This window comes from Clostridium sp. N3C (genome assembly GCF_900095445.1).
GTDB lineage: Bacteria > Bacillota > Clostridia > Clostridiales > Clostridiaceae > Clostridium_AU.
The window spans coordinates 1-26,690 of sequence record NZ_FMJL01000026.1 but is presented as its reverse complement, the minus strand read 5'-3'; the positions used below and the strand labels follow the sequence as shown (position 1 = coordinate 26,690).

Annotated in this window: 28 protein-coding genes; 17 read left to right on the top strand and 11 right to left on the bottom strand. The window is 32.2% G+C overall.

Annotation, left to right across the window (positions count from 1 at the left end; all coding sequences use genetic code 11):
- Positions 1-36: 36 nt before the first annotated feature.
- Complete coding sequence (locus N3C_RS08635) at positions 37-609, bottom strand: GDSL-type esterase/lipase family protein (RefSeq protein WP_074365630.1); 573 nt, start codon at positions 607-609, stop codon at positions 37-39.
- 218 nt (positions 610-827) lie between these two features.
- Between N3C_RS08635 and N3C_RS08630 the strand changes: the two genes are divergently transcribed.
- On the top strand, positions 828-1,085 hold the full coding sequence (locus N3C_RS08630) for a YciI family protein (protein WP_074365629.1): 258 nt from the start codon (positions 828-830) through the stop codon (positions 1,083-1,085).
- 59 nt (positions 1,086-1,144) lie between these two features.
- Here N3C_RS08630 and N3C_RS15480 read toward each other — a convergent pair whose 3' ends face one another.
- From N3C_RS15480 to murI, 5 genes are all read right to left on the bottom strand, one after another.
- A complete protein-coding gene (locus tag N3C_RS15480) occupies positions 1,145-1,843 on the bottom strand; it encodes an HD-GYP domain-containing protein (protein WP_306345591.1) in 699 nt (232 codons plus the stop codon).
- A gap of 23 nt (positions 1,844-1,866) precedes the next feature.
- Positions 1,867-2,268, bottom strand: a complete 402-nt coding sequence (locus N3C_RS15475) for a hypothetical protein (protein ID WP_306345590.1) — start codon at positions 2,266-2,268, stop codon at positions 1,867-1,869.
- Between the two features lie 109 nt (positions 2,269-2,377).
- Positions 2,378-2,971 (bottom strand): DUF1836 domain-containing protein, encoded by a 594-nt coding sequence (locus N3C_RS08620; RefSeq protein ID WP_074365628.1) that lies wholly within the window; start codon positions 2,969-2,971, stop codon positions 2,378-2,380.
- Positions 2,972-3,103: 132 nt separating this feature from the next.
- Positions 3,104-3,406, bottom strand: coding sequence for an STAS-like domain-containing protein (locus tag N3C_RS08615; protein ID WP_074365627.1), 303 nt, complete (start codon positions 3,404-3,406; stop codon positions 3,104-3,106).
- A 432-nt stretch (positions 3,407-3,838) separates the two neighbouring features.
- Positions 3,839-4,627, bottom strand: a complete 789-nt coding sequence (gene murI / locus N3C_RS08610; RefSeq protein ID WP_074365626.1) for a glutamate racemase — start codon at positions 4,625-4,627, stop codon at positions 3,839-3,841.
- A gap of 290 nt (positions 4,628-4,917) precedes the next feature.
- Here murI and N3C_RS08605 point away from each other — a divergent pair, with 290 nt between their 5' ends.
- The 5 genes from N3C_RS08605 (at position 4,918) to N3C_RS08585 (ending at position 9,267) form a co-directional block, all read left to right on the top strand.
- On the top strand, positions 4,918-6,816 hold the full coding sequence (locus tag N3C_RS08605; RefSeq protein ID WP_074365625.1) for a type I glutamate--ammonia ligase: 1,899 nt from the start codon (positions 4,918-4,920) through the stop codon (positions 6,814-6,816).
- 144 nt (positions 6,817-6,960) lie between these two features.
- Entirely contained in the window at positions 6,961-7,623 is a 663-nt protein-coding gene (locus tag N3C_RS08600) for a hypothetical protein (protein WP_074365624.1), read from the top strand.
- A gap of 23 nt (positions 7,624-7,646) precedes the next feature.
- The gene (locus tag N3C_RS08595; RefSeq protein WP_178377798.1) at positions 7,647-8,162 is read left to right on the top strand and encodes a peptidylprolyl isomerase; all 516 of its coding nucleotides are present in this window, start codon (positions 7,647-7,649) and stop codon (positions 8,160-8,162) included.
- Between the two features lie 19 nt (positions 8,163-8,181).
- Positions 8,182-8,571 carry a DUF3783 domain-containing protein gene (locus N3C_RS08590; RefSeq protein ID WP_074365623.1) on the top strand — a complete coding sequence of 130 codons (390 nt, stop codon included), beginning with the start codon at positions 8,182-8,184 and terminating at the stop codon, positions 8,569-8,571.
- Entirely contained in the window at positions 8,572-9,267 is a 696-nt protein-coding gene (locus N3C_RS08585; protein WP_074365622.1) for a helix-turn-helix domain-containing protein, read from the top strand.
- An 80-nt stretch (positions 9,268-9,347) separates the two neighbouring features.
- Here N3C_RS08585 and N3C_RS08580 read toward each other — a convergent pair whose 3' ends face one another.
- Positions 9,348-11,159, bottom strand: a complete 1,812-nt coding sequence (locus tag N3C_RS08580) for a SpoIID/LytB domain-containing protein (RefSeq protein WP_074365621.1) — start codon at positions 11,157-11,159, stop codon at positions 9,348-9,350.
- A 282-nt stretch (positions 11,160-11,441) separates the two neighbouring features.
- Between N3C_RS08580 and N3C_RS08575 the strand changes: the two genes are divergently transcribed.
- Positions 11,442-13,241 carry a heme NO-binding domain-containing protein gene (locus N3C_RS08575; protein ID WP_074365620.1) on the top strand — a complete coding sequence of 600 codons (1,800 nt, stop codon included), beginning with the start codon at positions 11,442-11,444 and terminating at the stop codon, positions 13,239-13,241.
- Between the two features lie 85 nt (positions 13,242-13,326).
- Here the strand turns inward: N3C_RS08575 and N3C_RS08570 are convergent, their stop codons facing one another.
- Positions 13,327-14,223 carry a radical SAM protein gene (locus N3C_RS08570; protein WP_074365639.1) on the bottom strand — a complete coding sequence of 299 codons (897 nt, stop codon included), beginning with the start codon at positions 14,221-14,223 and terminating at the stop codon, positions 13,327-13,329.
- A gap of 46 nt (positions 14,224-14,269) precedes the next feature.
- A complete protein-coding gene (locus N3C_RS08565) occupies positions 14,270-15,391 on the bottom strand; it encodes a YkvI family membrane protein (RefSeq protein WP_074365619.1) in 1,122 nt (373 codons plus the stop codon).
- A gap of 186 nt (positions 15,392-15,577) precedes the next feature.
- Here N3C_RS08565 and N3C_RS08560 point away from each other — a divergent pair, with 186 nt between their 5' ends.
- From N3C_RS08560 to N3C_RS08525, 8 genes are all read left to right on the top strand, one after another.
- Positions 15,578-16,696, top strand: coding sequence for a hypothetical protein (locus tag N3C_RS08560; protein WP_143312634.1), 1,119 nt, complete (start codon positions 15,578-15,580; stop codon positions 16,694-16,696).
- A 99-nt stretch (positions 16,697-16,795) separates the two neighbouring features.
- Entirely contained in the window at positions 16,796-17,725 is a 930-nt protein-coding gene (locus tag N3C_RS08555; protein ID WP_074365617.1) for a tRNA modification radical SAM protein MnmL/YtqA, read from the top strand.
- Positions 17,726-17,819: 94 nt separating this feature from the next.
- Positions 17,820-18,917 carry an ABC transporter ATP-binding protein gene (locus tag N3C_RS08550; RefSeq protein WP_074365616.1) on the top strand — a complete coding sequence of 366 codons (1,098 nt, stop codon included), beginning with the start codon at positions 17,820-17,822 and terminating at the stop codon, positions 18,915-18,917.
- 203 nt (positions 18,918-19,120) lie between these two features.
- Positions 19,121-20,038, top strand: coding sequence for a PucR family transcriptional regulator (locus tag N3C_RS08545; protein WP_207648616.1), 918 nt, complete (start codon positions 19,121-19,123; stop codon positions 20,036-20,038).
- A 2-nt stretch (positions 20,039-20,040) separates the two neighbouring features.
- A complete protein-coding gene (locus N3C_RS08540; protein WP_074365614.1) occupies positions 20,041-20,754 on the top strand; it encodes a 2-phosphosulfolactate phosphatase family protein in 714 nt (237 codons plus the stop codon).
- A gap of 128 nt (positions 20,755-20,882) precedes the next feature.
- On the top strand, positions 20,883-21,224 hold the full coding sequence (locus tag N3C_RS08535) for a hypothetical protein (RefSeq protein WP_083604485.1): 342 nt from the start codon (positions 20,883-20,885) through the stop codon (positions 21,222-21,224).
- Between the two features lie 218 nt (positions 21,225-21,442).
- The gene (locus tag N3C_RS08530; protein ID WP_074365613.1) at positions 21,443-22,999 is read left to right on the top strand and encodes an ABC-F family ATP-binding cassette domain-containing protein; all 1,557 of its coding nucleotides are present in this window, start codon (positions 21,443-21,445) and stop codon (positions 22,997-22,999) included.
- A gap of 61 nt (positions 23,000-23,060) precedes the next feature.
- On the top strand, positions 23,061-23,300 hold the full coding sequence (locus tag N3C_RS08525; protein WP_074365612.1) for a hypothetical protein: 240 nt from the start codon (positions 23,061-23,063) through the stop codon (positions 23,298-23,300).
- A 47-nt stretch (positions 23,301-23,347) separates the two neighbouring features.
- Here the strand turns inward: N3C_RS08525 and N3C_RS08520 are convergent, their stop codons facing one another.
- Positions 23,348-24,319, bottom strand: a complete 972-nt coding sequence (locus tag N3C_RS08520; protein ID WP_074365611.1) for an RNase H family protein — start codon at positions 24,317-24,319, stop codon at positions 23,348-23,350.
- 316 nt (positions 24,320-24,635) lie between these two features.
- Between N3C_RS08520 and N3C_RS08515 the strand changes: the two genes are divergently transcribed.
- Entirely contained in the window at positions 24,636-25,760 is a 1,125-nt protein-coding gene (locus N3C_RS08515) for a radical SAM protein (RefSeq protein WP_074365610.1), read from the top strand.
- Positions 25,761-25,928: 168 nt separating this feature from the next.
- Positions 25,929-26,381, top strand: coding sequence for a DUF2975 domain-containing protein (locus tag N3C_RS08510; RefSeq protein ID WP_074365609.1), 453 nt, complete (start codon positions 25,929-25,931; stop codon positions 26,379-26,381).
- 61 nt (positions 26,382-26,442) lie between these two features.
- On the opposite strand, the gene N3C_RS08505 is transcribed toward N3C_RS08510, so the two are convergent.
- A partial coding sequence (locus N3C_RS08505; protein WP_178377797.1) for an FAD-dependent oxidoreductase occupies positions 26,443-26,690 on the bottom strand: 248 nt, incomplete at its 5' end.

Sequence of the window (26,690 nt, the reverse complement as noted above, 5' to 3'; positions counted from 1 at the left end):
AGTAAATTCTTTTTAGGGATTTACTTTTTCTTTTTATTAATGCAATAGTTTTAAATTTTCTAGGTTATTATAAATAAGAAGATGGCCTTTAGCAGTTAGATGAATTCCATCTGAAAATAGATTATTAAATTCATTCTGGTACTTCTCAAAAAATTTGAATAAATTTATACTTTTAATGTCATTGGCAATACTAAAATCTTTAATAAGCTCTCCTAATTCCTTTATTTTTAAATTTACTTTAGTATAATCAATAAAACTACTCCAACGTTCCTTTGCAAAGTCTGAAAAAACAGGAGGGGGAGTCATTAGTATTACTTTAATAGAGCTATTTATCATTTCTTCATATAATAGTTTTATATTATCAAAGGTTCTATTTAGGGAAGATCCCATCAAAAAATCGTTTGTTCCACACATGATAATTGCATAACAGGGTTTCAAAGATAAAATATCCTCATAGGAACGATTAAGTAAGGAAGAGGTAGTATCTCCATTTACACCTTTATTAATAATTTCATGGCTACTATTAGCTTGCAATAGGCTTACCCAACATTCATTTTCTCTTACCCCGTAGCCATAAGTTAAGCTATCTCCGGCACAGATTATTTTCAAGTAATCACCTTCCTAATAATTTATTTCAATGAAAAATAACTGAAAAATTTAGCCTAAAATATTGGCTAATACATTATAGCAATTTTAGTTATAAATTAGAAGAATGGATAATATTAATAAAGTGAAAGAGAATTTTATTAGACAAAATGAAAAAAAGTATTGACTATAGAACAAATGTTCGATAAACTATAAACAGGAAAGGTTGGAAGGTGGAAAACATGACAAAGAAAGATGGTTTATTTGTAAAAATCAATTATAAGGCGCCAAAGAAAGATAAAGAGTATGCTGTGTCAATGGATAAAAGTAATTTCCATAAGTTCTTATTTTGTGCGGGAACCCTTAATAAAAATGGAGGGACAATGATTTTTAGAGCCAGAGATTTAGAAGAAGCGGATTATATTGCAAACAATAATCCTTTTATTAATAGCGACATTTATAAATATGAAATATATTATGGAGATGTAATATCATTATAAGTAAAAATATAAAAGACCCAATTTCTGACAAATAACTAATTAGAAATTAGGTCTTTCTTTTATTCTATATTGTAAACATAATCTTTTATTACAATATCCATACACTCAATCAAATTTATTGTGGTGTTAATTTTTTCTGGAGCCTTACTTTTTATAATTTTAACTTTAGGTCGTAAAGGATAATTGTGACAAACCTCTTCTACTATTCCATATTCTCCAGTGCTAAGAGCCACTAAAGTTCCTTCTGGATAAGGAACTATAAGATGAGCGAAGGTTTTTACCATATCGAAATCAAATTGACTATCTCCGCCGGCCATTATATATTCTAGTGCTTCACTGGGACTTAAAGCTCTTCGGTAAGGTCTATCAGAAGTTAGTGCATCATATACATCTGCAATTGATACAATTCTACTAAACTTATGAATCTCTTCGGCCTTTTTTCCATTAGGATAACCAGTACCATCGTATCTTTCATGATGTTCAAGAATAATTGTTCTTACTATGGCAGAAATTTCTGGAATATTTTTTGCATACTCAAAGCCCTTTATTGTATGTTCTTTCATTATTGCAAACTCTGAATCTGTAAGATCGCTTTCTTTTAGTAATATAGATTTTGGAGTAAGAATTTTTCCTATATCATGAATTAAAGCTCCTATACATAAATCCCTCAGCTCAATTTTATTAAGACCTAAGTTGATTCTTAATATAAGGGAAAGTACAGCCACATTTACGCAATGTTGATAGGTATAATTATCCATGCTTTTTATATCAACTAGATTAACTAGAAGGTTTTTTTTGAGAATATTTCTTCCATTAAACTATTTGCTATTTCTACAATATTGTCAAAAAAAGCTTGCCTTTCTTTTATAAAATTATTTAATTGAGTCTTTGACTGGATTGCATCATTGTCCTCTGAAGGTATAAATTTTTCTATGCTAAGAAAGGTTTCTTTCAGTTTTGAAACAGCTTTCTGTCTAATCTCTGGTTTTATTACATCTTCTATTTCCTTTGTGCTATATTCATCTATAATATATACCGAATAAATTTTTATAGAGGCAATTCGGTTAATAATATTCCTAGTTAGCTTAACCCCTTCCTTTAGTAATATTCGTCCGTCATCGTCGAAAAGAGTTCTAGCTAGTATAGAACCTTCACGCACACATTCTATAGGAACTAGTCGCATAATTATACACCTCATGAATTTATTGTAATTATATTATACTACTCCCTGGAAGTGTATGCTAGTTATTTGAATCAATTTGCTTGCAAATGTCGAAAGCCATAGAAATTTTCTATGGCTTTTCTTTGTTTTTAAAATATGTATCTATTATTTTTTCTGCCATTCTTTTTTGAATGCTAGCACAGCCTACTAATACAAATACTTTCATAAGTAAATCTAGTATATTATCTTCAGAATCTGAAGAGTTAATTTCAGAGTCTTTTAACTTATTTATAAAATCATCAACTATTAAATTGCTTAATTTCTTTTTTTCGGCAAGAAACTTTTTATAAAGTTCATCAAGAAATTCTGTTTCAGAAGGATTTTCAGAAAGCTTATTTAAAATGGGAGTAAAGATATATTTTATATCTTCTAAAGATAGAATCTGTTTTAAGTTATAGATTAGTATTAAAAGAATAATTTGCTGTTTATTATATTTCTTATTTTTTATAGGTGGAAGTATCTTTGCCTTTGCATAATTATTAATCATTGTCTTTGTTAACACTACATCTTCTTCGTTTCTTTTCTGAGGAGACAATCTATCATCAAAAAGGGTAGTAACTTGATCCATGTATAAGTCCAAACAGGGGATATCTGTTAAATCTATCTCTTTCATATCCTTTAATGGAGATAGTAATTCTTCAATGCTTTCCAGAGAGTATTTCATATGTAAAACCTCCATGAGTACTTATTATAAATTCCAGAACATTAGTCCAGTTAATATTATTATCTACAAGGGAGAGGAAAAAATCAACATAATAAAATAAATAGGGACCTTTGTAACAAGGTCCCATAAGATTTAATTGAATGCAGTATTTTTTGCTGTACCATCTAAGAAAGCAGTTCCTAATAATACTCTATTGTAATCAGAGATGTTATTTAGATTTTTTACTTGTATGTGTGAAGCAATATAGTCTCTACCATATTTGTTGATTAGGTCTGTTAATAGACAACACAAGAAGGTTGTTGGCACTCTCATAATTCCAGAAAAGTCAAGTACAACCTTATCTTCTATAGAGTTTTCGATAATGTCTCTTAGAACTATAGCATCTTCCATATTAAGATTTTGTTCTATAACATCAGTAACTTTTATTGCTTCCATTGTTTTCGCTCTCCTTTAATTAATTAAATTTTCTAACAACTTATCTTAATTAATAGGATATCCAACTTGAACTATTAAATTCCACTGATCTATGGATATCTAAAAAAATTAAGGGAAGAACCAATTTCAACAGCTTTTTTGCTTTTAGTTTAAATTCAACTTCGAAACTGGATATCTTACTTATAATATATCAGCTAGCTAAAAGATTGTCAACTATTTAACGAGTGTTTTTTAAATTAGCAAACAGGCCTAACTGTATTAATACAGTTAGGCCTGTGGAAGTGAAACAGTAGAAATTAACCTTGTTTATACTAATAAAATAAAGGGTTACGAGGGAGCTTCACTTATGTAACAGAGTTCTAAATTACATATAACTACCTATGAAAAGCTTATCATATACGTCAAAAAATTAATTATTTTTTTAATAAAATGTTATTGTTTTAACAATCTGTAGCTTAGATCGATTATTTTTGAGTCTGCTAGAGAGTTAAAAATTTCTATTTTTCCTGCCTCTATACTTTCATTTATAAGATCCTTTTGGATTAGTAGTCGTCTAAGCTGTTTTGCTGTTCCAAAGCTTCCGTCTATAATTGGGATGTCTTCACCTACTATAGCTGATAAGTGATCTTTAATAAAGGGGTAATGGGTACAACCTAATACAATTGTGGAAATATCAAAACTTAGGTAAGGTTTTAATTTGATTTCTAGAAATCGCCTTATTTCAAGACTTTCTATATTACCGCTTTCAATTAATTCTGCCAAGCCTGCACAAGGTATAGGAATGATTTCTGAGGTATTTTCAAAGGATTTCATTAGATTATTAAATTTTTTCTCTGATATGGTTAAAGGTGTAGCCATAATTAGAATTTTACCTCTTCTATTCAATTGTACTGCTGGCTTTATAGCAGGCTCTATTCCAATAATAGGTATTTCTGGATAGGTGCTACGTAAATCAGAAGCTGCAGCACTAGTAGCAGTATTGCAAGCTATAACTATAGCTTTAACACCTTTACCTAATAAAAAATCCGCAGCTGCATAAGATAGTCTTTTTATTTCATCTACAGTCTTTGTACCATAAGGTGCATTTTTTGAATCTCCAAAGTAAATAAAATTTTCTCTAGGCAATAATTTAATTGCCTCCCTTAAAACGCTTAAGCCCCCAATACCTGAATCAAAAAAGCCTATGGGAGCCTCTTTCTTTACATTAATCAAATTGCTCATATTATCACTCCGTGAAATAGGTAATTATTAAGATATTTATATTTTAGCATAAAAGCTTTTAAAAATAAATTTGATAACTATTAGGATGGATTTTGATGGATTGTTAATTTAAGGATTGTTTTGCAAATAAAAGATTATAAATTAATAAAGTGATACGATTACAAATAAAAAAACAATAAAATAGAAAAGGTAGGGAATAAAGCTTTGAAATAAAGAGTTATTTCTGTTATTCTGTATATAATTGTAGGTAACATGAAGAAAAAATAGTTTAATTGTATGGGGGTATTAGGATGTTGAAAGATTTACTTTTTAAAATTCCGAAGGATAAGCATTCTGTTGAAGAAATCACCAAACTTTTGGAAGAGCATAGAGAAATAAAGTTTGTATCATTAGTTGGTATTGATTTATCTGGTAATGACACTGATGAAAGAATTCCAGTCAAGTTATTTCTAGAAGATATTAATACCTTTTTTGAAGGAGCTATTCAGACGGATGGTTCATCAGTGGTGCTACCAGGTATAGCTACAATAAATAATGCAAAATTAGATATGGTGGCAGATCCGGACGCAGATTGGTTTGTAAGTTATAATTTTGAAAATATAGATGAAGAGACAGGAAAGCCGGTAGGAACTCTTAGAATACCTTGTTTTTTGATACATGAAGGACGGGCGGTAGATTCAAGATATATCTTAAAGAGTTCTATAGAATATTTTGAAAAAACTCTATTTGAGTTGTTAAAAGCACATCCTGAAGCTCTTAAGGATTATGGCATAAAGGTGGAGGATATTGAAAAGGTAGTGGCTACTTCAGCTACAGAGCTAGAATTTTGGGTTAAGACCCCAAATGATGAGGCTGAACTAGAGGCGCTTTCTACTTCACAAATGCTTCAGGAGCAGTACTGGAAGAGAACAAAGGGTAGCGTTCGAACAGCCTTAGAACAATGCCTAGATCTTATGGACAGATACGGCTTAGAGCCAGAGATGGGGCATAAGGAAGTAGGTGGAGTAAAGTCCTCCCTTACTGAGACCGGAAGCTTAACTCATATTATGGAGCAGTTGGAAATTGATTGGAAGTACTCCGATGCTATTCAGGCAGCGGATAACGATTTACAGGTTAGAATTCTTATAAAAGAGGTATTTAGAGCAAATGGGTTAGACGTTACCTTTATGGCTAAGCCTATTGATGGAGTAGCTGGAAGTGGTAAACATACTCATGTAGGTATAGCTTTGAAGCTTAAAAATGGAAAGATGATAAACCTCTTTACTGCTACAAAGAAGCATTTCTTAAGTGTATTTGGCTATGCAGCAGCTATGGGAGTTTTAAAGAATTACGAAGTTATTAATCCCTTTGTATCTGCCACAAATGATTCCTTAAGAAGATTAAAACCAGGTTTTGAAGCCCCTGTTTGCATAGTAACTTCCTTAGGACACAGCATAGAGGAACCTTCAAGAAACAGAACCATACTGCTTGGACTTATAAGAGATTTAGCTAATCCTTATTCTACTAGATTTGAATTAAGAGCTCCTAATCCTCATACTAATACTTACTTATGTGTTGCCACCATATACTTAGCTATGATAGACGGAATAAAATATGCATTACTAAATAATAAAACTGAAGATGATCTTCTCAAGGAACTTTCAAAGAAACCAGGAGAAGATGCAGATTATCTAGAAAAGGATAGGGCCTATAGATCAGAGGAAGATGTTTTTGAATTTTTTACAGAAGAGGAGAGAACAGCATATTTTGGTAAAGCTCCTGCTACTGTATACGAGAATATATCTGCCTTTTCAAAGTATCCTGAGAAACTGGAGGTATTAAAACAGGGAGACGTTTTCACTGACAAAATAATAAATAGCTATAGGTTAGCCGTTGAAAGACGCTGGATTACAGAAATAAATAATAGAATAATTCATAATTACATGGATGAAATAAGAAGCTTTAAGAGACTTCATTGTCCTGATAATGCCTTGGATTTGGATGTTTCTAATTGGATGACTATTAATGAATTAAGAAAATATCTTATGAAAGATACTTATACTATTAAGAGTCTGTTTACAAGAATAAAGGAAGCTTCTGAGGCAGGGGATTATGACAAGGTTTCAGAGCTTCAGCTTGAGATGGATGCAAAGATGAAGGTGCTAAGAGAGATCTATTCTGCCTACAAAAAGAACTTGTTGGATATATAAAGGTAAAAAGTGATGATTATGCTAGAAATTCAGTCTAAGGGCTGAATTTCTTTTGCTTAATTCACTGCAGCCAATATTCCAATAGATTTAAAAATGAGATATAATGTTTTTTAGATATATGGAAATAAATTGGAGATGAATCGTATGTCTGGGAGTACAAAAATTAATGCTATTAAGCAAAATGTTAGGCTAAAGCAGTTCTTAGGTTGGACAGTAGGAATAGCACTTCCTGCTGCAGTAACAACTATGGCAAACAAGGGGCCTTTGACATTATTAGCTATAATTGCATATTGGTATTTTTGTGGTATAGTGTTAAGAGGAATTATAGGTACAAAGATTCCCCTTTTTGATATTAGCTTTAGCACTATTAAAAAGCAATTGGTAGCAATAGCTATATTCACTGCTTTGGGCATAGGGCTTTACATAGTTTACTATACTCCAGGCCATAATAATGCTTTTGAATATTTGATAAGTGGTCTTGTCTTTGTATTAATTAATGGATTGATGGAGCCCTTAATTTGGGCCAATATTTATGATTTAGCCGGTTGTAGAATTAAAATCTTTGGATATATAGCAATTGTTGCTAACATTCTTATAATCTACACTATGTTTTGGAGCAAATACTGTAGGTTTTTACCTGTAGATTTTCCTGGTAATGTAATTATACAAGCTATTATTTTTGGATTACCAGTACTAGTTTACGAAAAAAGTGGAGATATTACCATATGGAGCCTTCAGCATATGATATATTCCTTAGCAATAATTTTTGCTGGTGGCTTTGAAATATTAAAATTAATACATTTTTAAATGTGCTGAAAGGAGAACTTATTATGAATCCAGTAGTAACAATAAAGATGAAAGATGGGGGTATAATTAAGGCAGAACTGTACAAAGATAAGGCACCCAATACCGTTAAAAATTTTGTTAGTCTCTGCAAAAAAGGTTTTTATGATGGTTTAATATTTCACAGAGTTATACCGGGCTTTATGATTCAAGGGGGAGACCCAGAAGGAAATGGTACAGGAGGTCCAGGATACAGCATAAAGGGTGAATTTAAAGCCAATGGTTTTAACAATGATTTAAAACATACTAGAGGAGTCTTATCCATGGCAAGAGCTATGAATCCTAATTCTGCTGGTAGTCAATTTTTTATAATGGTTGCAGATGCGCCTCACTTAGATGGCCAGTATGCTGCCTTTGGTAAAGTTATAGAGGGAATGGAAGTAGCGGACAGAATTGTTTCTGTAGCTAGAGATAGATGGGATAAACCTTATGAGGACCAGGTTATAGAAAGTATAACTGTAGATACCTTTGGTGAAGAAATTGGGGACCCAGAGAAGATTTAATAGAAGAGGGGTGAAAGGCTTGGATAACAACAAGTGCCTACTTATTTATGGATTTAATGAAAATGAAAAGGAAGTATTGCAGCAAATTAATGATAAAGAAGGTTTGGAAAAGGTTATAGAAATTACAGATACAATGACTTCTATGACCCTAAGAACTTTAATTGAAGGCCCTCACGTAGAGGGGGAAGCTAAGCCTTTACCTAAGGAAAAGGTTGTTTTATTCAACAATTTTAGTGATGATGAGTTGGAGAATTCTATAAGAGCTATAAGAGCAAGTCTAGGTGGTCAGCCTATTTTTGCAATAGTTACACCAACTTCTAAAGAATGGACCTTTGCATATTTGATTGAGCATCTTATAGAAGAAAGAGAGTATTTTAGAAAGAGACAGAACAGAAATGAGGGACAATAGGTGAGTAGAGTAGCAGAAAAGATCAAGAGCTTAAGGATAGAAGCAGGAATGAGTCAGAAGGCTCTTGCTAAAAAGCTAGGTGTATCTGAAAGCTTTATTAATGATGTGGAGCTAGGCCGTAAAATAATCAATGAAAGTATGATTAATAGGGTATCTAAAATATTTAACAAGGATATAAATGACATTTCTATGTCCGTTGAAGTAGAAAGTATAGAAGATGTATATAATAATGCTCCAGAAAGAACTCCTTTAAAGAAGATAGAAGCTGTCCCTAAAAAGACTACGGAGATTAATGATACTTGGAGTAGCGCTTTTGCCTCAGTTTTAAAGTCTGTTCCAGTATATGACTATAATTTAAGCAAGGTAATAACTACTAAGCTTATGCCTATACAAAACAATAAAATAGAGGGATACGCGCAAGATAAGGTGTTTTACATACAGGTAATGGATGATGATATGATTGGTTTTAGGATAGCTAAAGGTGATATAGCCTTTGCTCATTACACTAGCGAAGCTGAGAATAATGCTTTTTGCTTAATTGAGTATCAGGGAGAAAGAGTAATAAGACAAATTAAAAAACTAGATAGTAGCAAGCTTTTACTCATAAGCAATAGAAGTAGTGTTAGAACCGAAACGGCCTATATTAAGGATGTAAAAATTATAGCAAAACTAGATAGAATAGAGTTCGTGCTTTAGCTTCCAAAATAATAAAGACCCAAAAGGGTCTTTATTATTTTGATTTTATTGGCTATTAGAGACTGTTAAAGGGAATAGCCTTAGTATATAGATTCTATAGTTATCCCTTTATAAAAGGTGTTTAAAATTGTATCGTACTTTTCACCTTTTTTACCCATTTCTACAGCGCCGTATTGGCTCATTCCTACACCGTGACCAAAGCCTCCGCCATAGATTATGAAATTATTATCCTTTTTCTCTACTGCAAAGAAGGAGGAAGGTAAGGAACCAAAATTGGATCTAGCCTTATCTTTAGCATCGTATAGAAATATAGGCTTTTCTGCATATTCATCTAAACACTTTATAGAAGGTCTAATATTTCCGTCACCAGAAAGCTGAACTTCTGCATTTTCAAAGATATAGCTTATAGTTATAACATTTCCACCTTCTCCACGTTTAAGGATCTTGATTTCTTTTAAGTTGTTTAATTCTGGCAGGTTACTCACTTCTTTATTATCTACTTTTATTGTCATAAAACTAGCACTTCTAGAGTGTATTTCACTAAGAGTTTTGCTTAATGTTTTTGTAAGATCCTCTGCGGGATAATTGACTTTCCAGCGGAAAAGGGGGTAAGAACTATCCAAAGCGGATATGTCCTTTCTTTTGTAAAAGCCCAACCATTCTTCCTCTGATGAAGGCAGAGTGAAATTGCCTAAAATATATGAGGAATAGGTTAAGTAAGGCTTATTATCACTGCTACCATCTGCTTTAAAGTAAATTTCTCTGTAATTTGCCCCTGTACCTGCAGAGGTGGAATAATACTTGGCATCTATAGGTAGTCCTTGGTAGGTTGCAATAAGGCCTTTTGTAGCGTTAACAGCTTCTGTAGTTTTGGGTTCCTCTTTTATGTTGTTATAAACTTGACTATTTTGGCTATCATCCACATGGTAACCATATTGGGCAAATCTATTGGCCAGCATATCAGATATAGCATAGGTTCTAGCGGCAATAGCCTGAGCTTTTAGTGTCTCTAAAGCACTGCTGGCTGGCATTTCTGAAGGTACAACCTTTTTTAGGTAATTTTCTAAGTTAACTTCATTAATCATCAATAAGCCTGATTTAGATGAATCTGCCGTGATTTCTAAAACCCCATTATAGATTGGTGTCATAGAATTATCTGTTAGTCTTTTTATACTTGTTACTGCTAGGCCATCACCTTCTATATATAATCTGTTAGAAAACACTTTTGATAAATCATTAGTAGTTAATTTTATTTTTCCATCAAGGAATTCTATATGTAAAATAGTATTTTCTGATATAGAGTTAGAATAGTTTTCTCTTCTACTGTAAACTTTCAAGTTCGATTTAGCGGTGATTTCTATCTCTTTATGATATAAATCTTTGAAGTTTGTAGTAGAAATTGCAACTCTTATAGTTGAATAATCCATTGGAGTCATGATAAAAGTAGTTAATTCATTCTTCTTGTTTTTATAGATACGTACATTATTTTTACCAACTATCAGCTTAGAAGAGGAAGAATAATTTATATTCCCATTCTTATCTATAAGATAGTAATGAGCTTTTTTACTTAAAGTTTTAGGTCCACTGATTTCTAAATCATATTGATCTTCCCTTTTATACATAACACGCTCTTGCACAGGGTCTACTTTAGTGAAGCCATAGCTTTTAAAGGCATTATATTTAAAATTAATTACAGAAAATTTTTCAAAATTAATTTGACCAGTTTTATATTTTACTCGCTTATCTCCAACAAAAAATATGGAGTATTTTCCATCAGATTCAATAAATACAGCATGTTCAATCTTTCTAGGGAAGAAAAGTAATGCTAGAAGAATTAGAAGTAAAAATCCTACTATAAAATAGAAGCGATTACTCTTGACTCTAATGTGCATAATACTCACTCCTTAATAAAAGTTATTATATTATTATTGTTTGTGTCCTCAAAAGATGTCAATATAATTAATTTATAGCATTATTTCCGTATTTAATAAAAAATATATAATACTACAAGCATTAACAAAGAGAAAAAAATGTTATATAATATTATAGGATTCTATTATAAATCTTAACTTATATCTATTGTAAAATGTCGAATCTTCCAAGGCTTTTGACTATTTATAAGTTATCAATAGGAGTTGGAATCCTATATGAACATTAAAAGAGGGGGGAAAGTTATGAAAGGAACCATTGTTTCAACATGGATGAAAACCTGTAGATCATTGTATGGAGATTCGGTAGTCAATGAAGCTATGGAGGCTGTAGGGTGGAACAGCCATAAGATATTTTCACCTATAGAAAATGTAGAGGATGAGGAGATTAAAAAAGTAATCTCAAATATAGCTAGATCAACAAATACAGACTTAAAACAACTTTGGAGAACTATAGGAAAGCATAATATTAAGGCTTTCCATAAAGATTTTCCTGCATTTTTTGTTCAAGAAAATTTATTTTCATTTTTGAGATCTCTTCGTGATATACATATGGTTATGACCAAAAAATTCATAGGAGCTAAGCCTCCATTGGTTGAAATTAATCCAGTATCACCTAGACAGGCTATTTTTACTTATCAATCAAAAAGACGTATGTTTGATTACTGCCTTGGTTTATTAGAGGGAAGTAGCGAATTTTTCAATGAAAAAATTGAGCAAAAGGAAATTGAGAGAACGGATACTACTTTAAAAATTATGATTACTTTTGAAAAGGATATTTATTTTAAGAAGAAGTTTATTTTTAATAAAATAATGTCCTTAGGTTTTATAAAAAGCATACCAATTAAAACAGGTATCTTTACCTTTATAATATCTGCTGCTCTATTGGTGCCATTGATGGGCTTAGATAATGTGGTAAAGGCCTTGATAGGTGCTTTAGGAGGAGCTGTGGCAGCAACTGTTGGTAGCATACTTTTACATTTACCAAGTAGATTAATTATTGATGAGATTAAGAGAATAATAAATAATGAATATATTTACAATGGAGCTATTGAAAGTAAGGACGATTATGAAGATATGTATAAACTGTTAAAGGAACATAAAAAGTCCTTATCCGGTGATTTTATTGGTTTTAAGAGTGTAATAGATGAAATGAATACTTTTGTAAATAAAATTAATGAAATATCTGATTCTATGACACGTACATCAAAGGATATTGCAGAGGCAGTGGAACAAGTAGCTAGCGGAGCAGTATCTCAAGCGGAAAATACAGGAAAAGCTGCATATGAACTTAATGAGGATATTCAAACTTTAAATAATATAGTTGATAACGAGAATACTAATGAAGAAAAGCTTGAAGAGGCTATGAAGAAGATTAACAACTCCTATGAAAATGTAGAGAACGCAAGTAATAATATATTAGGTACTTTAAAGAGCTTCCAGCAAGTTAAAGACCTAGGTTTAAATCTTGAGGGTAAAGTAAAAGATATTACTGGAATAGTATCTATAGTTTCCAGCATAGCAGAGCAAACTAATTTATTAGCTTTAAATGCATCTATAGAAGCTGCTAGAGCAGGAGAACATGGAAGAGGATTCGCAGTAGTAGCAGAATCTATAAGAAAACTTGCAGAACAGTCCAAAGAAGCAGTAGAGGATATAAACTCTAACTTGGCCTTGTTTGTTAGTGATATAAATGAGTTAGTAGATAGTATAGAAACTCAGTATGATATTCTGCAAACAGAAACAAGGAGTTTAGAAAATGTAAGAGGCATAAGCTTTGAAGCAAACGAAGCTATAAAAGCAGTAGCTGCTTCTATCGAACTTACAATAGAAGAGTTGAATAAAGAGGCACAAAGTATTACAGAAGTATACGAAAATATAGAATCTTTGGCGGCTATAGCCGAAGAAAACTCTGCTTCTTCTCAAGAAGTAAGTGCTAGCGTAGCAAGTTATACAAATGAAATAGAAAAACTCATGAACAATATAAAAGACTTTAAACAAATTACAGAAGACTTTGAAAAGAGCTTGAGTAAATATAAGGTATAAAAGCACAAGTTTCCTTTAGATACAATCTTCCATAAATTAAAAAAGCAGATTCCTTTAAAGCCAAGGAATCTGCTTTTTTTATTTTTTATACTCCTTCTAAATTAAAATCTGGTATGAAAACTTTAGAAGCAGTTCCTTCCTCTTGTATAAAGCCATTCTTAACTCCTAGCTCTAAGGCATAGTCAATTAGGGCGTCATAGTGAGCAGGCAAAAGAGGTTTATTGATTTCAGGGTACTTAGAGCTTTTAAAATTAGGAGTATATTGATTCATTATGCTTATATATACCCTATGTCCAAAATTATTATAAATGTAGTCTATTATTTTCTTTGAATCGAAAAGTAAGCCCGGCAACATCATATGCCTAATTATAACACCTTTCTTTATAATGCCATTTTCATCAAAGACAGCATCGCCTACTTGATCTAGCATCTCTTTAATAGATTCTGAAGCGTATTGAAAATAATCAGGGGCGTTAGAGTACTTTGAAGAATACTTGCTGTTAAAGTATTTTAAATCCGGCAAATAAACGTCTATGTAACCATTTAATAGCTTAATAGTTTCAACATTTTCATAGCCACTAGAATTATAAAGAATAGGGAGGGTCAAACCATTAGCCTTGGCAAGCTTTATAGCTTCAATTATTTGTGGAACATAGTGAGTAGGGGTTACTAGATTTATATTTAAAGCATTCTTATCTTGTAACTCTAAAAATATATCCGATAGCCTTTCTATAGAAACTTCCTTTCCTAGGCTACATTGACTTATATCACTATTTTGGCAAAAAACACATTTAAGATTACAGTTTGAAAAAAACACTGTGCCTGAGCCGTCACTTCCTGAGATACAAGGTTCCTCCCAGTGATGAAGGGCAGCTCTTGCAAGCTTAACTTTCTCATCAGCCTTGCAAAAGCCAAGCTCACCTTTTAATCTATTTACACCGCATTTTCTAGGACATAAATTACAGTTTTCTAAAAGTTTCATCATCATTAATCACCCTAACCTATTATACAGGTGATTAATTGTCTTATCAATTCTCATATACTTTGTTATTAACATAAAATATTGTGCATTGGATTATAAAAACTGTGCTTATAACTCCAAAGAAAGGATAGAGTACCTTTATTAAGTTGGAAAAACCAACTTGAGATATAGGCAGTGCTATTAGCAATATTAAAGCTACAGATTTCTTGTATGTAATATAATTTAAAAACTTAGTTAGTAAAGAACTTTTGAAGTAATTACCGCCATGAGAGCGATTTTTATCTGATAGGCTTTGAAGCATTTTGGATACACTGTATACATCTGATACAACGGTAGAAAACATTTCAAGCCAAATTATAAAAAGGAGCATAATTTGCAGAAAGCTACCAAAACGGTGAGCTATGTATAACAGTGGTATTTCATATTTATATATGTAGGGTACATTTAACATAAGCAGTAAGTTTATAGCTGCACATAGTAGAGTTAATCCAAAGGCTCCAATAGATACGCCCCATATCAAAGTTTTATTGTGATTTATCTCCTTTGATAAAGGTACTAGCACACCAGAACAGCTCAGTAAATTAAATCCTGCATATAAAATAGTAGATAAAAACCAATGTTTTTTTGAATAGGGTATGGATTTAATATGTTCGTAGCTAATAAGGTCTTTGGAGAATACTACATATAATACAAAAATACTAGTAATTACAAAAATTAAGCTTGGTACTATTATAGAATTCACTTCTATTAGACCATTAGTATCTCTCATTAATATAATAAAAGCTAAGGAAGCCATTAGGGCTATACCAACCCATTTAGAGATTCCAAAGTATTGATTTAGCAAGGCGCCGCTACCGGCTAAGATAATTGCAGCACCGCTTAAAAGAAAGAAACTAGTAAAGAGATCAGTCAATTTGCCTAAGAAGCCTGGACTGATAAGGTTAATTAATTCATTATAGGATTCTAATTTATATTTAGTTGATATTTCTATAAACATTTTGCTTACACCTATGTATATGATTCCGCAGAGGATGATTCCTACAAAGCTTTTGTATCCATAGGTTGTAAAGAATTGAGTTATTTCTTTACCAGATGCTAGACCAGCACCTACAATAGTACCGATAAATACCGCTGCCACTTGAAAAACTGCAGATAGATTTTTTTTCAATCCTGATCCTCCTTGAAAATACTCCTGTACTAAATATATTAGTGAATTAGTAAATTAATTAGTTTAATAGATAAATAAAAGATAAAATTATAAATTATTTTTATCTTTTGTGAAAAAATAAGAATAGTTCTTGACTATTCAAGGTAAGGTAGGTAAAAGTCTACTAGCTAAAGGGGAGGTATTAGCTTGAAACGAATTTTCATGACTATAATGGCCGTAATTATTATGGTTAATTTAACAAGTTGCAAAGGCGCAAAAAGTAATGAGCAAACACAGGAAAGCAAGGAAAGGTTCGATATAAATATTGCTACAAATATATTAAATTCTTATATGGGATACTTGTATAACGGAGATGTTCAAAGGGCTAAGGATCTATATTCAAAGGAGTTAAGTGAAAAGGGTATAGAACCTTATGCTACAGATGTAAAAATATTAGGATTTAAAATTGATGAAGTTAATGAAGTTGGAAGAAGTGCAGTATTCAAGGTAAAGTTAGTAAGGGGAGCTTCAAATAAAGTTATATCTGTATTAGATAACTATAATATTAAAATTGAGCTTAAGGATAATGAATATAAGATAACAGAAATAAGTACAGACACAGAAAAAGAGGCTTTTTTAGAAGGGGAAGGCATACGATTAAAGGATAAAAATAATGTAAAGAGCAATTTAGTAGTAGATATGTCCGGTATACCCTACTATGCCTTTCCAAAAGATGATGTAGCTATGATCAATAAGGTTCCAGTACCAAGAAGTAGCTTTGGTATGATTTTATTTAGTTACAATGGAGAAAGAATAGCTGTCACCACTAAGGACGATAAAAACATCTATCTAGGTATAATTAAAATAGATTCTACAGGTACCATGCAAGGTAGCGGTGGTGGTGCCGGTACTGATAGCGGATCCGTTAGTAACGGTGGTGGTGGTAACGGTGGGAGCGGAGGTGGCTCCAGCCTAATAATAAAAGAACCGCCTATAGGAAAAGAAATCAACTCCTTAGATATTTTGGATAATACAACCATTGAAAACATTGCCTTTTCCTTAGAAGAAAAGGTTATTATGGCTCAGTATAAGATAGCAGGTAAAGGTACTACTTTAAGAGTTTACGATGTAGAAAGTGGAGAACTAGTTGATTTTAAGTTTGAAGAAAAGTTCCCAATAGATAAGGTAGATCTTGCATTTTCCTCCTTCAACAAAGAAGCTTTAAATTTTGAGGTTAAGGAGAAGGAAGGTACTGGGAAGGATGTGGTGGATCTCCTAGGAAAATGGCAGCTAGATTTAAAGAAATTTAAGGTCAAAAAATTGTAATCTTAGTTAGCTGTGATAAAATATATGAAGGATAAGTTAAGGTTTTGGGTGTAAGGGAAAAGCTTATCACTCATTATATTCTAGAAAGGAACTTTTTAAATGAAATACTGGGGACAGAAGCCATATAACAGTTTAAACTATTTTTTAAGAAATAAATTTGGAGAGAAGGTGTTTAAGGTTTCCTTAGACGCCGGTTTTTCATGTCCTAATAGAGATGGAACCATTAGCTCTGGAGGATGTATTTTTTGCAGTGAACGGGGGTCAGGAGATTTTGCCGGTTGCAGAGATTTTTCTATAACTAAGCAATTCGAAGATATTAAAGCAATGATGAGTAAGAAATGGCAGTCTGGAAAGTATATTGCATACTTTCAGGCCTATACGAATACGTACGGGGATGTAGAACTATTAAGAAGAAAGTATGAAGAGGCTGTAAGTCAAGAGGGAGTGGTTGCTCTTGCTATAGCAACACGTCCAGACTGTCTATCACCGGAAATAATAGACTTATTAAAGGAATTTAATGAAAGGTTATATGTATGGATAGAATTAGGTCTTCAAACGTCAAATGACAGAGTGGCTAAGATTATAAATCGAGGTTATAAGCTAGAGGTTTTTGAAAGGGCCCTTTCTGATTTACGTCAAGCAGGATTGGATGTAGTGGTGCATACCATCTTTGGATTGCCAGAAGAAAATAGAGATGATATGCTTAACACCATTAGATATCTTTCCAATAAGGATATACAGGGTATAAAAATTCATCTATTACATCTTATGGAGAACACTCCTTTAAAAAAGCTTTATGAATTAGGACGTTTATCCTTTATGACTATGGAGGAGTATGTGGATGTAGTATGTGAGGCGATTAAGCTTTTAAGGGAGGATATAGTTATACATAGACTAACAGGGGATGCGCCAAGGGATTTATTAATTGGGCCTATGTGGAGCCTAAAAAAATGGGAAGTCCTTAATGCTATTGATAAAAAGCTAATAGAAAATCAATGGTATCAGGGTTTGGATTTTTGTACAAAATAATTATTTTATATTTGGAGATTTTGCTGATAGATTATTTTTATGTAAAGGATTAAAATAGTTAATGTAATAAAAAATATTCCTGGGGGGAAATTAAATGGCAAGTTTATCATTAAGACATATTTACAAAATATATCCTGGTAATGTTACCGCTGTAAAGGATTTTAACCTTGAAATTGAAGATAAGGAATTCGTAATATTCGTTGGACCATCTGGATGTGGTAAGTCAACTACATTAAGAATGATCGCTGGTTTGGAAGACATATCACAGGGTGAGCTTTACATAGGTGACAGACTTGTAAATGATGTATCTCCAAAGGATAGAGATATCGCAATGGTTTTCCAGAGCTATGCACTTTATCCTCATATGAGCGTATATGAAAACATGGCTTTTGGATTAAAGTTAAGAAAAGTTCCAAAGGAAGAAATAGATAAGAAAGTTAAGGAAGCAGCTAGAATACTTGATATAGAACATTTATTGGATAGAAAGCCAAAGGCTCTTTCCGGTGGACAGAGACAAAGAGTTGCTTTAGGAAGAGCTATAGTTAGAGAACCAAAGGTATTCTTGATGGACGAACCTTTGTCCAACCTTGATGCTAAGTTAAGAGTTCAAATGAGAACTGAAATTTCAAAGCTTCATAAGAGATTACAGACTACATTTATATATGTAACTCACGACCAGACAGAAGCTATGACAATGGGTTCAAGAATCGTTGTTATGAAGGATGGATTAATCCAGCAAGTTGATACTCCACAACACATTTACGATCATCCAGCAAATATTTTCGTTGCAGGTTTCATCGGAAGCCCACAGATGAACTTCATAGATGCTAAGCTTGTAGAAAACAACGGAAAGGTAGCTGTTGTATTTGGAGATGATACAATAGTTCTTCCAGAAGATAAGGCTGTTGTATTAAAGGAAAAAGGATATGTTGGAAAAGATATAATAATGGGTATCAGACCAGAAAATATAGATGAAGCAGTAGGAAATGAATCTGCAGTAATTGAAGCTACTGTTGAAGTAACTGAATTAATGGGTGCTGAAACTTACATTTATCTTGCAAAGGGTAAGGCAAACATGATTGCAAGAGTAAATGGAACTTCAAAATGCAAAGCTGGAGATAAGTTAAAGGTTGCTTTAGATACAAACAAAATTCATATCTTTGACAAAGAAACTGAAATTACAATTGTATAATTAAAAGGTTTATTAATAAGCTCCATGAGTACATTATGTATTCAGGGAGTTTTATTTTATTAGTTCTTGTAAGGAATTGAGACTTAATCTATTATTTGATAGAATGTATTATAATGTGAAGGAATTAAAAATGTACTTGTCATTGAATTAGGAAGGTAGGTGGGGCTATGTACAACTTTGACAGTTATTTAGAGGAAGTTAGTATGAAAAGTGGCATCAAGTTTAGATTAATGGGGGAAGATGATATTATTTACTACGATAATATAGAGGAGCTTGAAGAACAGAATAAGATAAGTAGTGTTTTATATTTAGGAGAATATAAAGCATATCTAGTTTTAGATAAGAAATATGAAATTTGCATTCCACTGTTACAATACAGTATAGTGAGCAAATATAGAGAATTATATTCATCTAAGGAACAATATTTAATAGGGCTAATTGAAGGTAAAGAAATAGGAAAGGATCATTTAGAAAGGGTTCTTCCATTCTTAGAAAAAGGAGGTATCTTGATTTTGGTAGAAGTACAGGGCGACAAGTATGAGGCTTTAAATATTATTAAACAATTGTATAATGAAGAAGATGTAGTAAGTATGGTTTATGAAAACTATATACTTCTAATAGGTAATTTTGATGAAATTTATGAACATGCAAATAGTATAAAGGATTCCATTGCTTCTGATCTTTACTCTTCCTGTCACATAAGTTTTTCTGATGAGGTATTTAAGGCTGAGGACATTAGAAAGGCCTATCTAGACGCAAAGGAAAGCATGGATTTAGGAAAGAGATTTAACATAAAAGGTGAAATTTACTGCTATAGTAATCTTATACTGGAAAAGATCGTTTATAATATAAGTGATGAAATGAAAAAAAAGTTATATGATAGTTTTAGTGATAAATTTAATGCCTTTGATGGAGAGATGATAAATACTATAGAGGAATTTATAAATAGTGGCCTTAATATAAGTGATGCTTCTAGAAGATTGTATATTCATAGAAACACTTTAATATATAGACTGGACAAAATATATAAAGACACAGGTTATGATATTAGAAATTTTAAACAGGCTACAGTATTTTTTATGGCTTTTTTAATATGGAAAGAAAATAGACAGGAGATGTAAAAATGAAAGTAGATATTATAATATCCGCAGATTACGTATCAGAGGATAAGATTAAAGGAAAAACAGCCTTAGTTATTGATATGCTTAGAGCTACTTCCGTAATTACTACTGCAGTGATGAATGGATGTAGAAAGGTGATTCCTGTTTTAACTGTAGAAAGGGCCTTTGAACTAGCTCAGCTTTATAAGGAAGGGTGCATTTTAGGTGGAGAAAGAAAGGCTTTAAAAATTGATGGATTTCATTGTTCTAATTCACCTTTAGAATATACTGAAGATCTAGTAAAGGATAAAACCTTAATTATATCAACCACTAATGGAACAAGGACTATACAGGGCTGTAAAAGTGCAGATTCAATTTTTATAGGATGCTTACTGAATGGTAAAGCTGCTGCAGAGCGTATGGCAGCTTTAGGAAAGGATATAGTAATTGTAAACGCAGGAACTTATGGACAGTTTTCAATGGATGATTTTATATGTAGCGGATATATAATTAATTGCTTGAAGAATATAGCGGATATAGAAATGACAGATTTAGCTTATACTGCATTTAACACATATAATATGCACCAGGACATTACAAGTTTTATTTGCCATGCAAGACATTATAATGTCATTAAAGAATTAGGCTTTACTAAGGATTTGGAGTATTGCTGCCAAAAGGATATAACAAAGGTAGTGCCCTATTTTAATGGAGAGTATATAACCTTTGAACATTGATATGAAAAGCGATTTATTGCTTTTTATTTTTTGCTTAATAGAATAAATAAATAGAAATACATAAACATATGGTATATAATGTAAATATATATGGAAAACCTCTTTATTCTTTAGAAGAGGTGGTATCTATGTATTGCTATAAATATGTAATAACTTTTGAACAATGGCAAGGAGGTGACTTTTTGGAGTATTTTGGATTATTGGCCTTTTTATTAATAATTTTTAATTTGAGCTATCCTGTAAGAGTAAGAAAGCTTGAAAAAGAAGTTCGTAGATTAAAAAAATCTTTAAAAGGAGAGAATGCTATGTCAAAGTTAATAAATGAATTAAAGGGATATAGATGTAAGATTTCCTTTAATGATACTCCATCCTTTGTGGAAAGTGATAAGGAAGTGTATGAGGTGTTAGACGTAGATGATGAATGGGTTAAGCTAGCCTTTAAAGATAAAAAGCTGTTGATAAAAGAGTGATTGTTCGAATAGAGCATATAGATACAATAGAGCTAGCAGATTAGCATTGAATTTTTTAAGGCTTTTAAAGATTCAAGAAAAAAATCCCCTAAATAGCAAAAAGAAAGTCTTTGACATGGATAGTACCTTCATTTAAAATAGTTAAAGTGTATCTATACTATATAAAAAAAGCTTATTATTGAGAATTTAATATATAAAATCTATTTTGGGGGATAAAAATGAGTATATTAACAGTTAAAAATGTAAGCCATGGCTTTGGAGATAGGGCTATCTTTGAGGATGTATCTTTTAGATTACTGAAGGGGGAACACGTTGGTCTTATTGGAGCTAACGGAGAAGGAAAATCAACCTTTATGAACATAATTACCGGTAAGCTTCAACCAGATGAAGGACAGATTGAATGGTCTAATAAGGTTAGAGTAGGATATATGGACCAGCATGCGGTTTTGGAAAAAGGACAGACTATAAGAGAGGTTTTGAGGGGAGCTTTCCAGTACTTGTTTGATGCGGAAGCAGAGATGAATGAGCTTTATGAAAAAATGGGAGAAGCAGATCCGGATGAACTTGAAAAGATGCTGGAAAGAACAGCAGTAATTCAAGATATGTTAGATCATAACGGTTTTTATATTATCGATGCAAAGATTGAAGAAACAGCTAAAGGTTTAGGTCTTGCAGATATAGGCTTAGACAGGGATGTTACGGATTTAAGTGGTGGTCAAAGAACTAAGGTTTTACTGGCTAAGCTTTTACTAGAAACTCCTGATATATTGCTTTTGGACGAGCCTACCAATTACTTAGATGAAGCCCATATTGAATGGTTAAAGAGATTCTTGAATGACTATGAAAATGCCTTTATTTTAATATCTCATGATATACCATTTTTGAATTCAGTAATTAATCTAATATATCATGTAGAAAATAAAAAATTAACAAGATATGTTGGAAACTATGATGAGTTCCAAAGAGTCTATGAGGCTAAAAAGAGACAGTTAGAGCAGGCCTATGAAAGACAGCAGGCTGAAATTGCAAGGCTTCAGGATTTTGTAGCTAGAAACAAGGCTAACGTGGCTACCGCTAATATGGCAAAATCCAGACAGAAGAAATTAGACAAGATGGAGAAAATTGAACTTACTCAGGAGAAGCCAAAGCCAACCTTTAATTTTAAAACTGCTAGAGCCTCTGGAAAGGTGATCTTTGAGACTAGGGATCTAGTAATAGGCTATGACCATCCATTAACGAAGCCACTTAACCTTTACATGGAGAGAGGACAAAAAATAGCTTTAGTAGGCTCAAATGGTCTTGGAAAAACCACCTTACTAAAAAGCTTAATAGGTCAAATCAAACCTTTAAGTGGAGAGGTGAAATTAGGAGATTATCTCCATCTTGGATACTTTGAACAGGAGGGTAGAGAAGGAAACACCAATACCTGTATCCAAGAGTTTTGGAACGACTTCCCTGGCTATACTCAGTATGAGGTTAGAGCTGCTCTTGCAAAGTGTGGGCTTACAACCAAGCATATTGAAAGCATGGTGAAGGTTCTTTCTGGAGGGGAAGCCGCTAAGGTTAGACTGGCAAAGCTAATAAATAAGGAAACTAATGTATTGATTTTAGACGAGCCTACCAACCACCTAGATGTAGATGCTAAGGATGAGCTTAAGAGGGCCTTAAAGGAATATAAGGGGAGCATATTGCTAGTATGCCATGAGCCAGAATTTTATAGGGACGTAGTTACTGAAGTTTGGAATTGTGAGGACTGGACTACGAAAATTATATAAGAGAGGAATAAGGAAATAAGACAGCTCAAGGCTTTAATTTATAAAGACTTGAGCTTTTAACTTGTATTCATTAAAATTAGTAAAGATAAGAGAAACAATTAATAGATTAAAACTTAGAAAAGGCGTGATAGATATGATTTTGAATCCCAAATTAATTGCTGGGAAATGGTGTATAGAAGTGTCTACACCAGAATTCGGTAAGACAATTCTTTTAGATAAGGAAAAGGATTTTTCTCCACTAGTGTTTGATACGGAGGAAGAAGCTTTAGCTTATATTAGACAAGTTAATCAGGATAATTAATTACAATTCTATAATCAAATGAGAAAACCATAGACTGTACACTGAGTCTATGGTTTTGCATTTTCTTCATTTTTAGACTCTATGTATTTAAAGAAATCCTCATGAGTTAAGTCGGTTATTACACAAGGTATATATTCAAACTTACCTAGAATTTTTGCAGCAGAGAATAATGTAAATCCTGCTACTAGACTGTAGTATCCATTTTCAATTGGACGTATAGCAATAGGAATTGTGATTTCATCACTTGAATTTAATTTTTTTAATATTCCATTAAAAGAGATTTCTTTTGCCTTTAAATGAATATCTTCAGTTAGAATTATTTTATTTAACTCAACCATTGTAGTATTAAGTTTATTCCTATCAAACCACTTTATTCTTGATTCATCCTTTTTAGCAACTTTTTTAGGAGGAGGAGCTGGAATAGGAAGGGGCAATTCCCAAGGTTTCTCAGCAGGAAGATCCTCTATAAAACTTGAAATGTACATTTTTTTGCATTGATTAATCTTTAATTTATTAGGATCTTTATTAGAATCTAGAATATATAGTATGTTTTCTTCAGATATGTCCAACTTATTTCCTACACGACTGTATCTGTGAGCGATTCTATGATGATCCCCTTTAGGGGCCTTTTGTATCTTAATATTATCGTATCCATATTCTTTTATAAGCTTTGATAACATAAACCAATGTTGTATATTTGGAGTTATAGGATTTCCCGATGATTTTTGCCAGTTAGAAGCATCCCACTTATTAAAGGTGTTTTTATTTAAACGCCTACAAATGTCAACTACATCGCATCTAATTTTAATTGGGTGATTTTTAAATCCAATTGCTTTTAAGTATTGAAATGCTCTTATTATAGCTGTTAATTCTACTGAGGTTGAAGTTGAATCAGAAGAGACACCAAATACTATTTTAGGTAAATTAAACTCTTGTGCATTATCAAAAACGAAAGAATAACCACCTTTACAATCTCTATATGAGCCATCTGTGTAAATTGAAATGGGGGTAGTGTTCATAATAATAGTCCTTTCCTTTGAATTATTAGTGTGATGGTGGAATTATGTAAGTTAAGGTTCTTTTAATTTAAGCCTATTTCTTTAGTGTATAGAAATATTATATATTATTCAAGAGGATAACTATTATAGATTTATAATTTTTTCAATATTTATAGATAACTATTATTTTGATGTAGTTGAATAAGCTATAAGTGTTTATATGGATGGGAAGTTGAAATATTATAAAACATACTTTATACTTACAAAAGGAATATATTAAATCACTTTAAGAAGATTTAACTTGAAGCTCTAGGGGATTAAGAGAGGAGTACATATTATGAAAATTTCAAAAAAAGATGCCTTAGACTGGTTTGAATTTTTTGCAGAGCTGCCAGAGGACGAAGAACCAATGATTAAACAACAGGAAATTATATATGCTACCTTTGCACAAATTGAGGCAGCAGTTGAAGCTAGGCATGAAAAACTAATATCTGAAATTAAGGACATTAAAAGCTTGAAGAATAGAACGCTTTATGTGGGGGATGATAGTAAGTTTCCTAAGGGATGTTGCTCCTGTTTGCTAGGAACGGGATTAGGGGCCGTTAGGAAAACAAATAAGTGTAACATAGAGTGTAAGTTCTGCTATAACTACGGTCATTTAGATGAGGTGCCTCCTATTGGAGAAGGTATGTGGGAAATTGGAGGTACAAAATTCTATGAGAAGGATATAGATTTACTTCTTTCCATACAAAAGAAACCTACCGGTATTGCCTATGTTTATTTAGAACCCTTCATGGAAATAGAAAAATACTATTCCATTATTAAAAAGTTCAGTGATGCTCAAGTTCATCAACATCTATATACAAATGGTCTTTTGGCTACAGAAGAAAGCTTAAAGGCATTAGGAGAGGCTGGTCTTGATGAGATAAGGTTTAATTTAGGAGCTTCTAACTGTTCTGATAAGGTCATTAATAATATTAAGTTTGCGAAAAAATATATTAAGAGGGTTGGTATTGAAACCCCTATGACTCCTGAGTTTTTTGAAAGCTTTTTCAAGAAGAAGGAGGCTATTTTAGATACAAAATTAGATTTTATTAATTGTGCAGAATTACATTTAAACGAAAATAACATTTGCAACTATTACGGAGAAAACTTATATATTTCTAGACAAGGTTACATATCTCCCATTTGGAGTAGGGAATTAACTCTTAAGTTTATGAAGATAGCTGATGAAGAAAAGTGGGATCTAGTAGTTCATGATTGCTCCAATAATACCAAGTTTGCTAGGGATTTAAATTTGAGCAGCAAAGAGGGTAAGTGGTTTGGAGCTAGTAACTATGGCTGTGAGTTTTCTAGAATTCCTTATGAGATCTTTTTACCAATATTAAGGGATGAGAATTTTAAATTCTTAACTGAAGAGGAATTACCGGATGGCTATAAAGTAGGAGAATTGATTTTTTAGTTAGGCTCATAGTTCTTTAGAAGAAGCAGTTCTGAAGAAAGCAGAATTGCTTCTTTTTTTGATATCATAGTTAAAAGAGTGAAGATTAAATTCCAATAAATATTTATTTAAAAACGATAAATAGTATGCTATTCTATCCCTATACTAAAAATAAATGAGGTGCTTTTAATGAAAGAAGGAAGAAAAGGTATTTTAAGATTAGGCGCTTTTCTTATTGTAGTTTCCATACTTACTTTTTTTGTATTCTTATTGCCTTTTGTTTTAACTGGTTTATCAAAGGTGATTCCAGTGGTATCTTATTTGAGATATTCAGGCTTGATATGCTTATATGGAGGTATAATAACTTTTATATTTGCCTTATATCAGACTGTAAAGGTACTAGTGAACATTAGTAAGGGTAAGGAGCTGTGGAAAGCATCAAGAGGTAATTTAAAGGCTATAAAATATAGTACAATTATCTTGAGCAGCTTATATCTTATAAGTATGCCTTTCCTATATCTTATGGCAGATAAGGATGATGCACCAGGAATTTTACTATTTGGATTAATAGTATTTTTATTTAGTAGTGCCAGTGCAGTATTTGCATCTGCTTTTGAAAAAAATATAGATATAATCAAATAATATTAAGTAGAAATAAAAGGTCCCTTTACCATCAAAGATAGTAAAGGGATTTTTTAGTCAATTAATTTCTTATTAGATAATCAAAGGCTCCTAAGGCCGCTGTAGCACCGGAACCCATAGAAATGATGATTTGTTTATAAGGACTATTTGTACAGTCGCCTGCAGCAAATACCCCAGGAACATTTGTTGCACCATGGTTGTCAACAATGATTTCTCCAAAACGATTACGTTCAACAATGTCTCCTAACCAATCAGTATTTGGCACTAAACCAATAAGGATAAATACGCCTTCCAAGTCAATATGATGAG

What these genes read in the sequence shown, in the direction of transcription:
- N3C_RS08555 (WP_074365617.1), top strand. Translation starts at nt 16,796, where the DNA reads ATGAAATACTGGGGACAGAAGCCATATAACAGTTTAAACTATTTTTTA.
- N3C_RS08605 (WP_074365625.1), top strand. Translation starts at nt 4,918, where the DNA reads ATGTTGAAAGATTTACTTTTTAAAATTCCGAAGGATAAGCATTCTGTT.
- N3C_RS08600 (WP_074365624.1), top strand. Translation starts at nt 6,961, where the DNA reads ATGTCTGGGAGTACAAAAATTAATGCTATTAAGCAAAATGTTAGGCTA.
- murI (WP_074365626.1), bottom strand. Translation starts at nt 4,627, where the DNA reads ATGAGCAATTTGATTAATGTAAAGAAAGAGGCTCCCATAGGCTTTTTT.
- N3C_RS08570 (WP_074365639.1), bottom strand. Translation starts at nt 14,223, where the DNA reads ATGAAACTTTTAGAAAACTGTAATTTATGTCCTAGAAAATGCGGTGTA.
- N3C_RS15475 (WP_306345590.1), bottom strand. Translation starts at nt 2,268, where the DNA reads ATGCGACTAGTTCCTATAGAATGTGTGCGTGAAGGTTCTATACTAGCT.
- N3C_RS08550 (WP_074365616.1), top strand. Translation starts at nt 17,820, where the DNA reads ATGGCAAGTTTATCATTAAGACATATTTACAAAATATATCCTGGTAAT.
- N3C_RS08540 (WP_074365614.1), top strand. Translation starts at nt 20,041, where the DNA reads ATGAAAGTAGATATTATAATATCCGCAGATTACGTATCAGAGGATAAG.
- N3C_RS15480 (WP_306345591.1), bottom strand. Translation starts at nt 1,843, where the DNA reads ATGGATAATTATACCTATCAACATTGCGTAAATGTGGCTGTACTTTCC.
- N3C_RS08520 (WP_074365611.1), bottom strand. Translation starts at nt 24,319, where the DNA reads ATGAACACTACCCCCATTTCAATTTACACAGATGGCTCATATAGAGAT.
- N3C_RS08630 (WP_074365629.1), top strand. Translation starts at nt 828, where the DNA reads ATGACAAAGAAAGATGGTTTATTTGTAAAAATCAATTATAAGGCGCCA.
- N3C_RS08575 (WP_074365620.1), top strand. Translation starts at nt 11,442, where the DNA reads ATGAAAGGAACCATTGTTTCAACATGGATGAAAACCTGTAGATCATTG.
- N3C_RS08530 (WP_074365613.1), top strand. Translation starts at nt 21,443, where the DNA reads ATGAGTATATTAACAGTTAAAAATGTAAGCCATGGCTTTGGAGATAGG.
- N3C_RS08595 (WP_178377798.1), top strand. Translation starts at nt 7,647, where the DNA reads ATGAATCCAGTAGTAACAATAAAGATGAAAGATGGGGGTATAATTAAG.
- N3C_RS08510 (WP_074365609.1), top strand. Translation starts at nt 25,929, where the DNA reads ATGAAAGAAGGAAGAAAAGGTATTTTAAGATTAGGCGCTTTTCTTATT.
- N3C_RS08620 (WP_074365628.1), bottom strand. Translation starts at nt 2,971, where the DNA reads ATGAAATACTCTCTGGAAAGCATTGAAGAATTACTATCTCCATTAAAG.
- N3C_RS08545 (WP_207648616.1), top strand. Translation starts at nt 19,121, where the DNA reads ATGAAAAGTGGCATCAAGTTTAGATTAATGGGGGAAGATGATATTATT.
- N3C_RS08535 (WP_083604485.1), top strand. Translation starts at nt 20,883, where the DNA reads ATGTATTGCTATAAATATGTAATAACTTTTGAACAATGGCAAGGAGGT.
- N3C_RS08615 (WP_074365627.1), bottom strand. Translation starts at nt 3,406, where the DNA reads ATGGAAGCAATAAAAGTTACTGATGTTATAGAACAAAATCTTAATATG.
- N3C_RS08580 (WP_074365621.1), bottom strand. Translation starts at nt 11,159, where the DNA reads ATGCACATTAGAGTCAAGAGTAATCGCTTCTATTTTATAGTAGGATTT.
- N3C_RS08515 (WP_074365610.1), top strand. Translation starts at nt 24,636, where the DNA reads ATGAAAATTTCAAAAAAAGATGCCTTAGACTGGTTTGAATTTTTTGCA.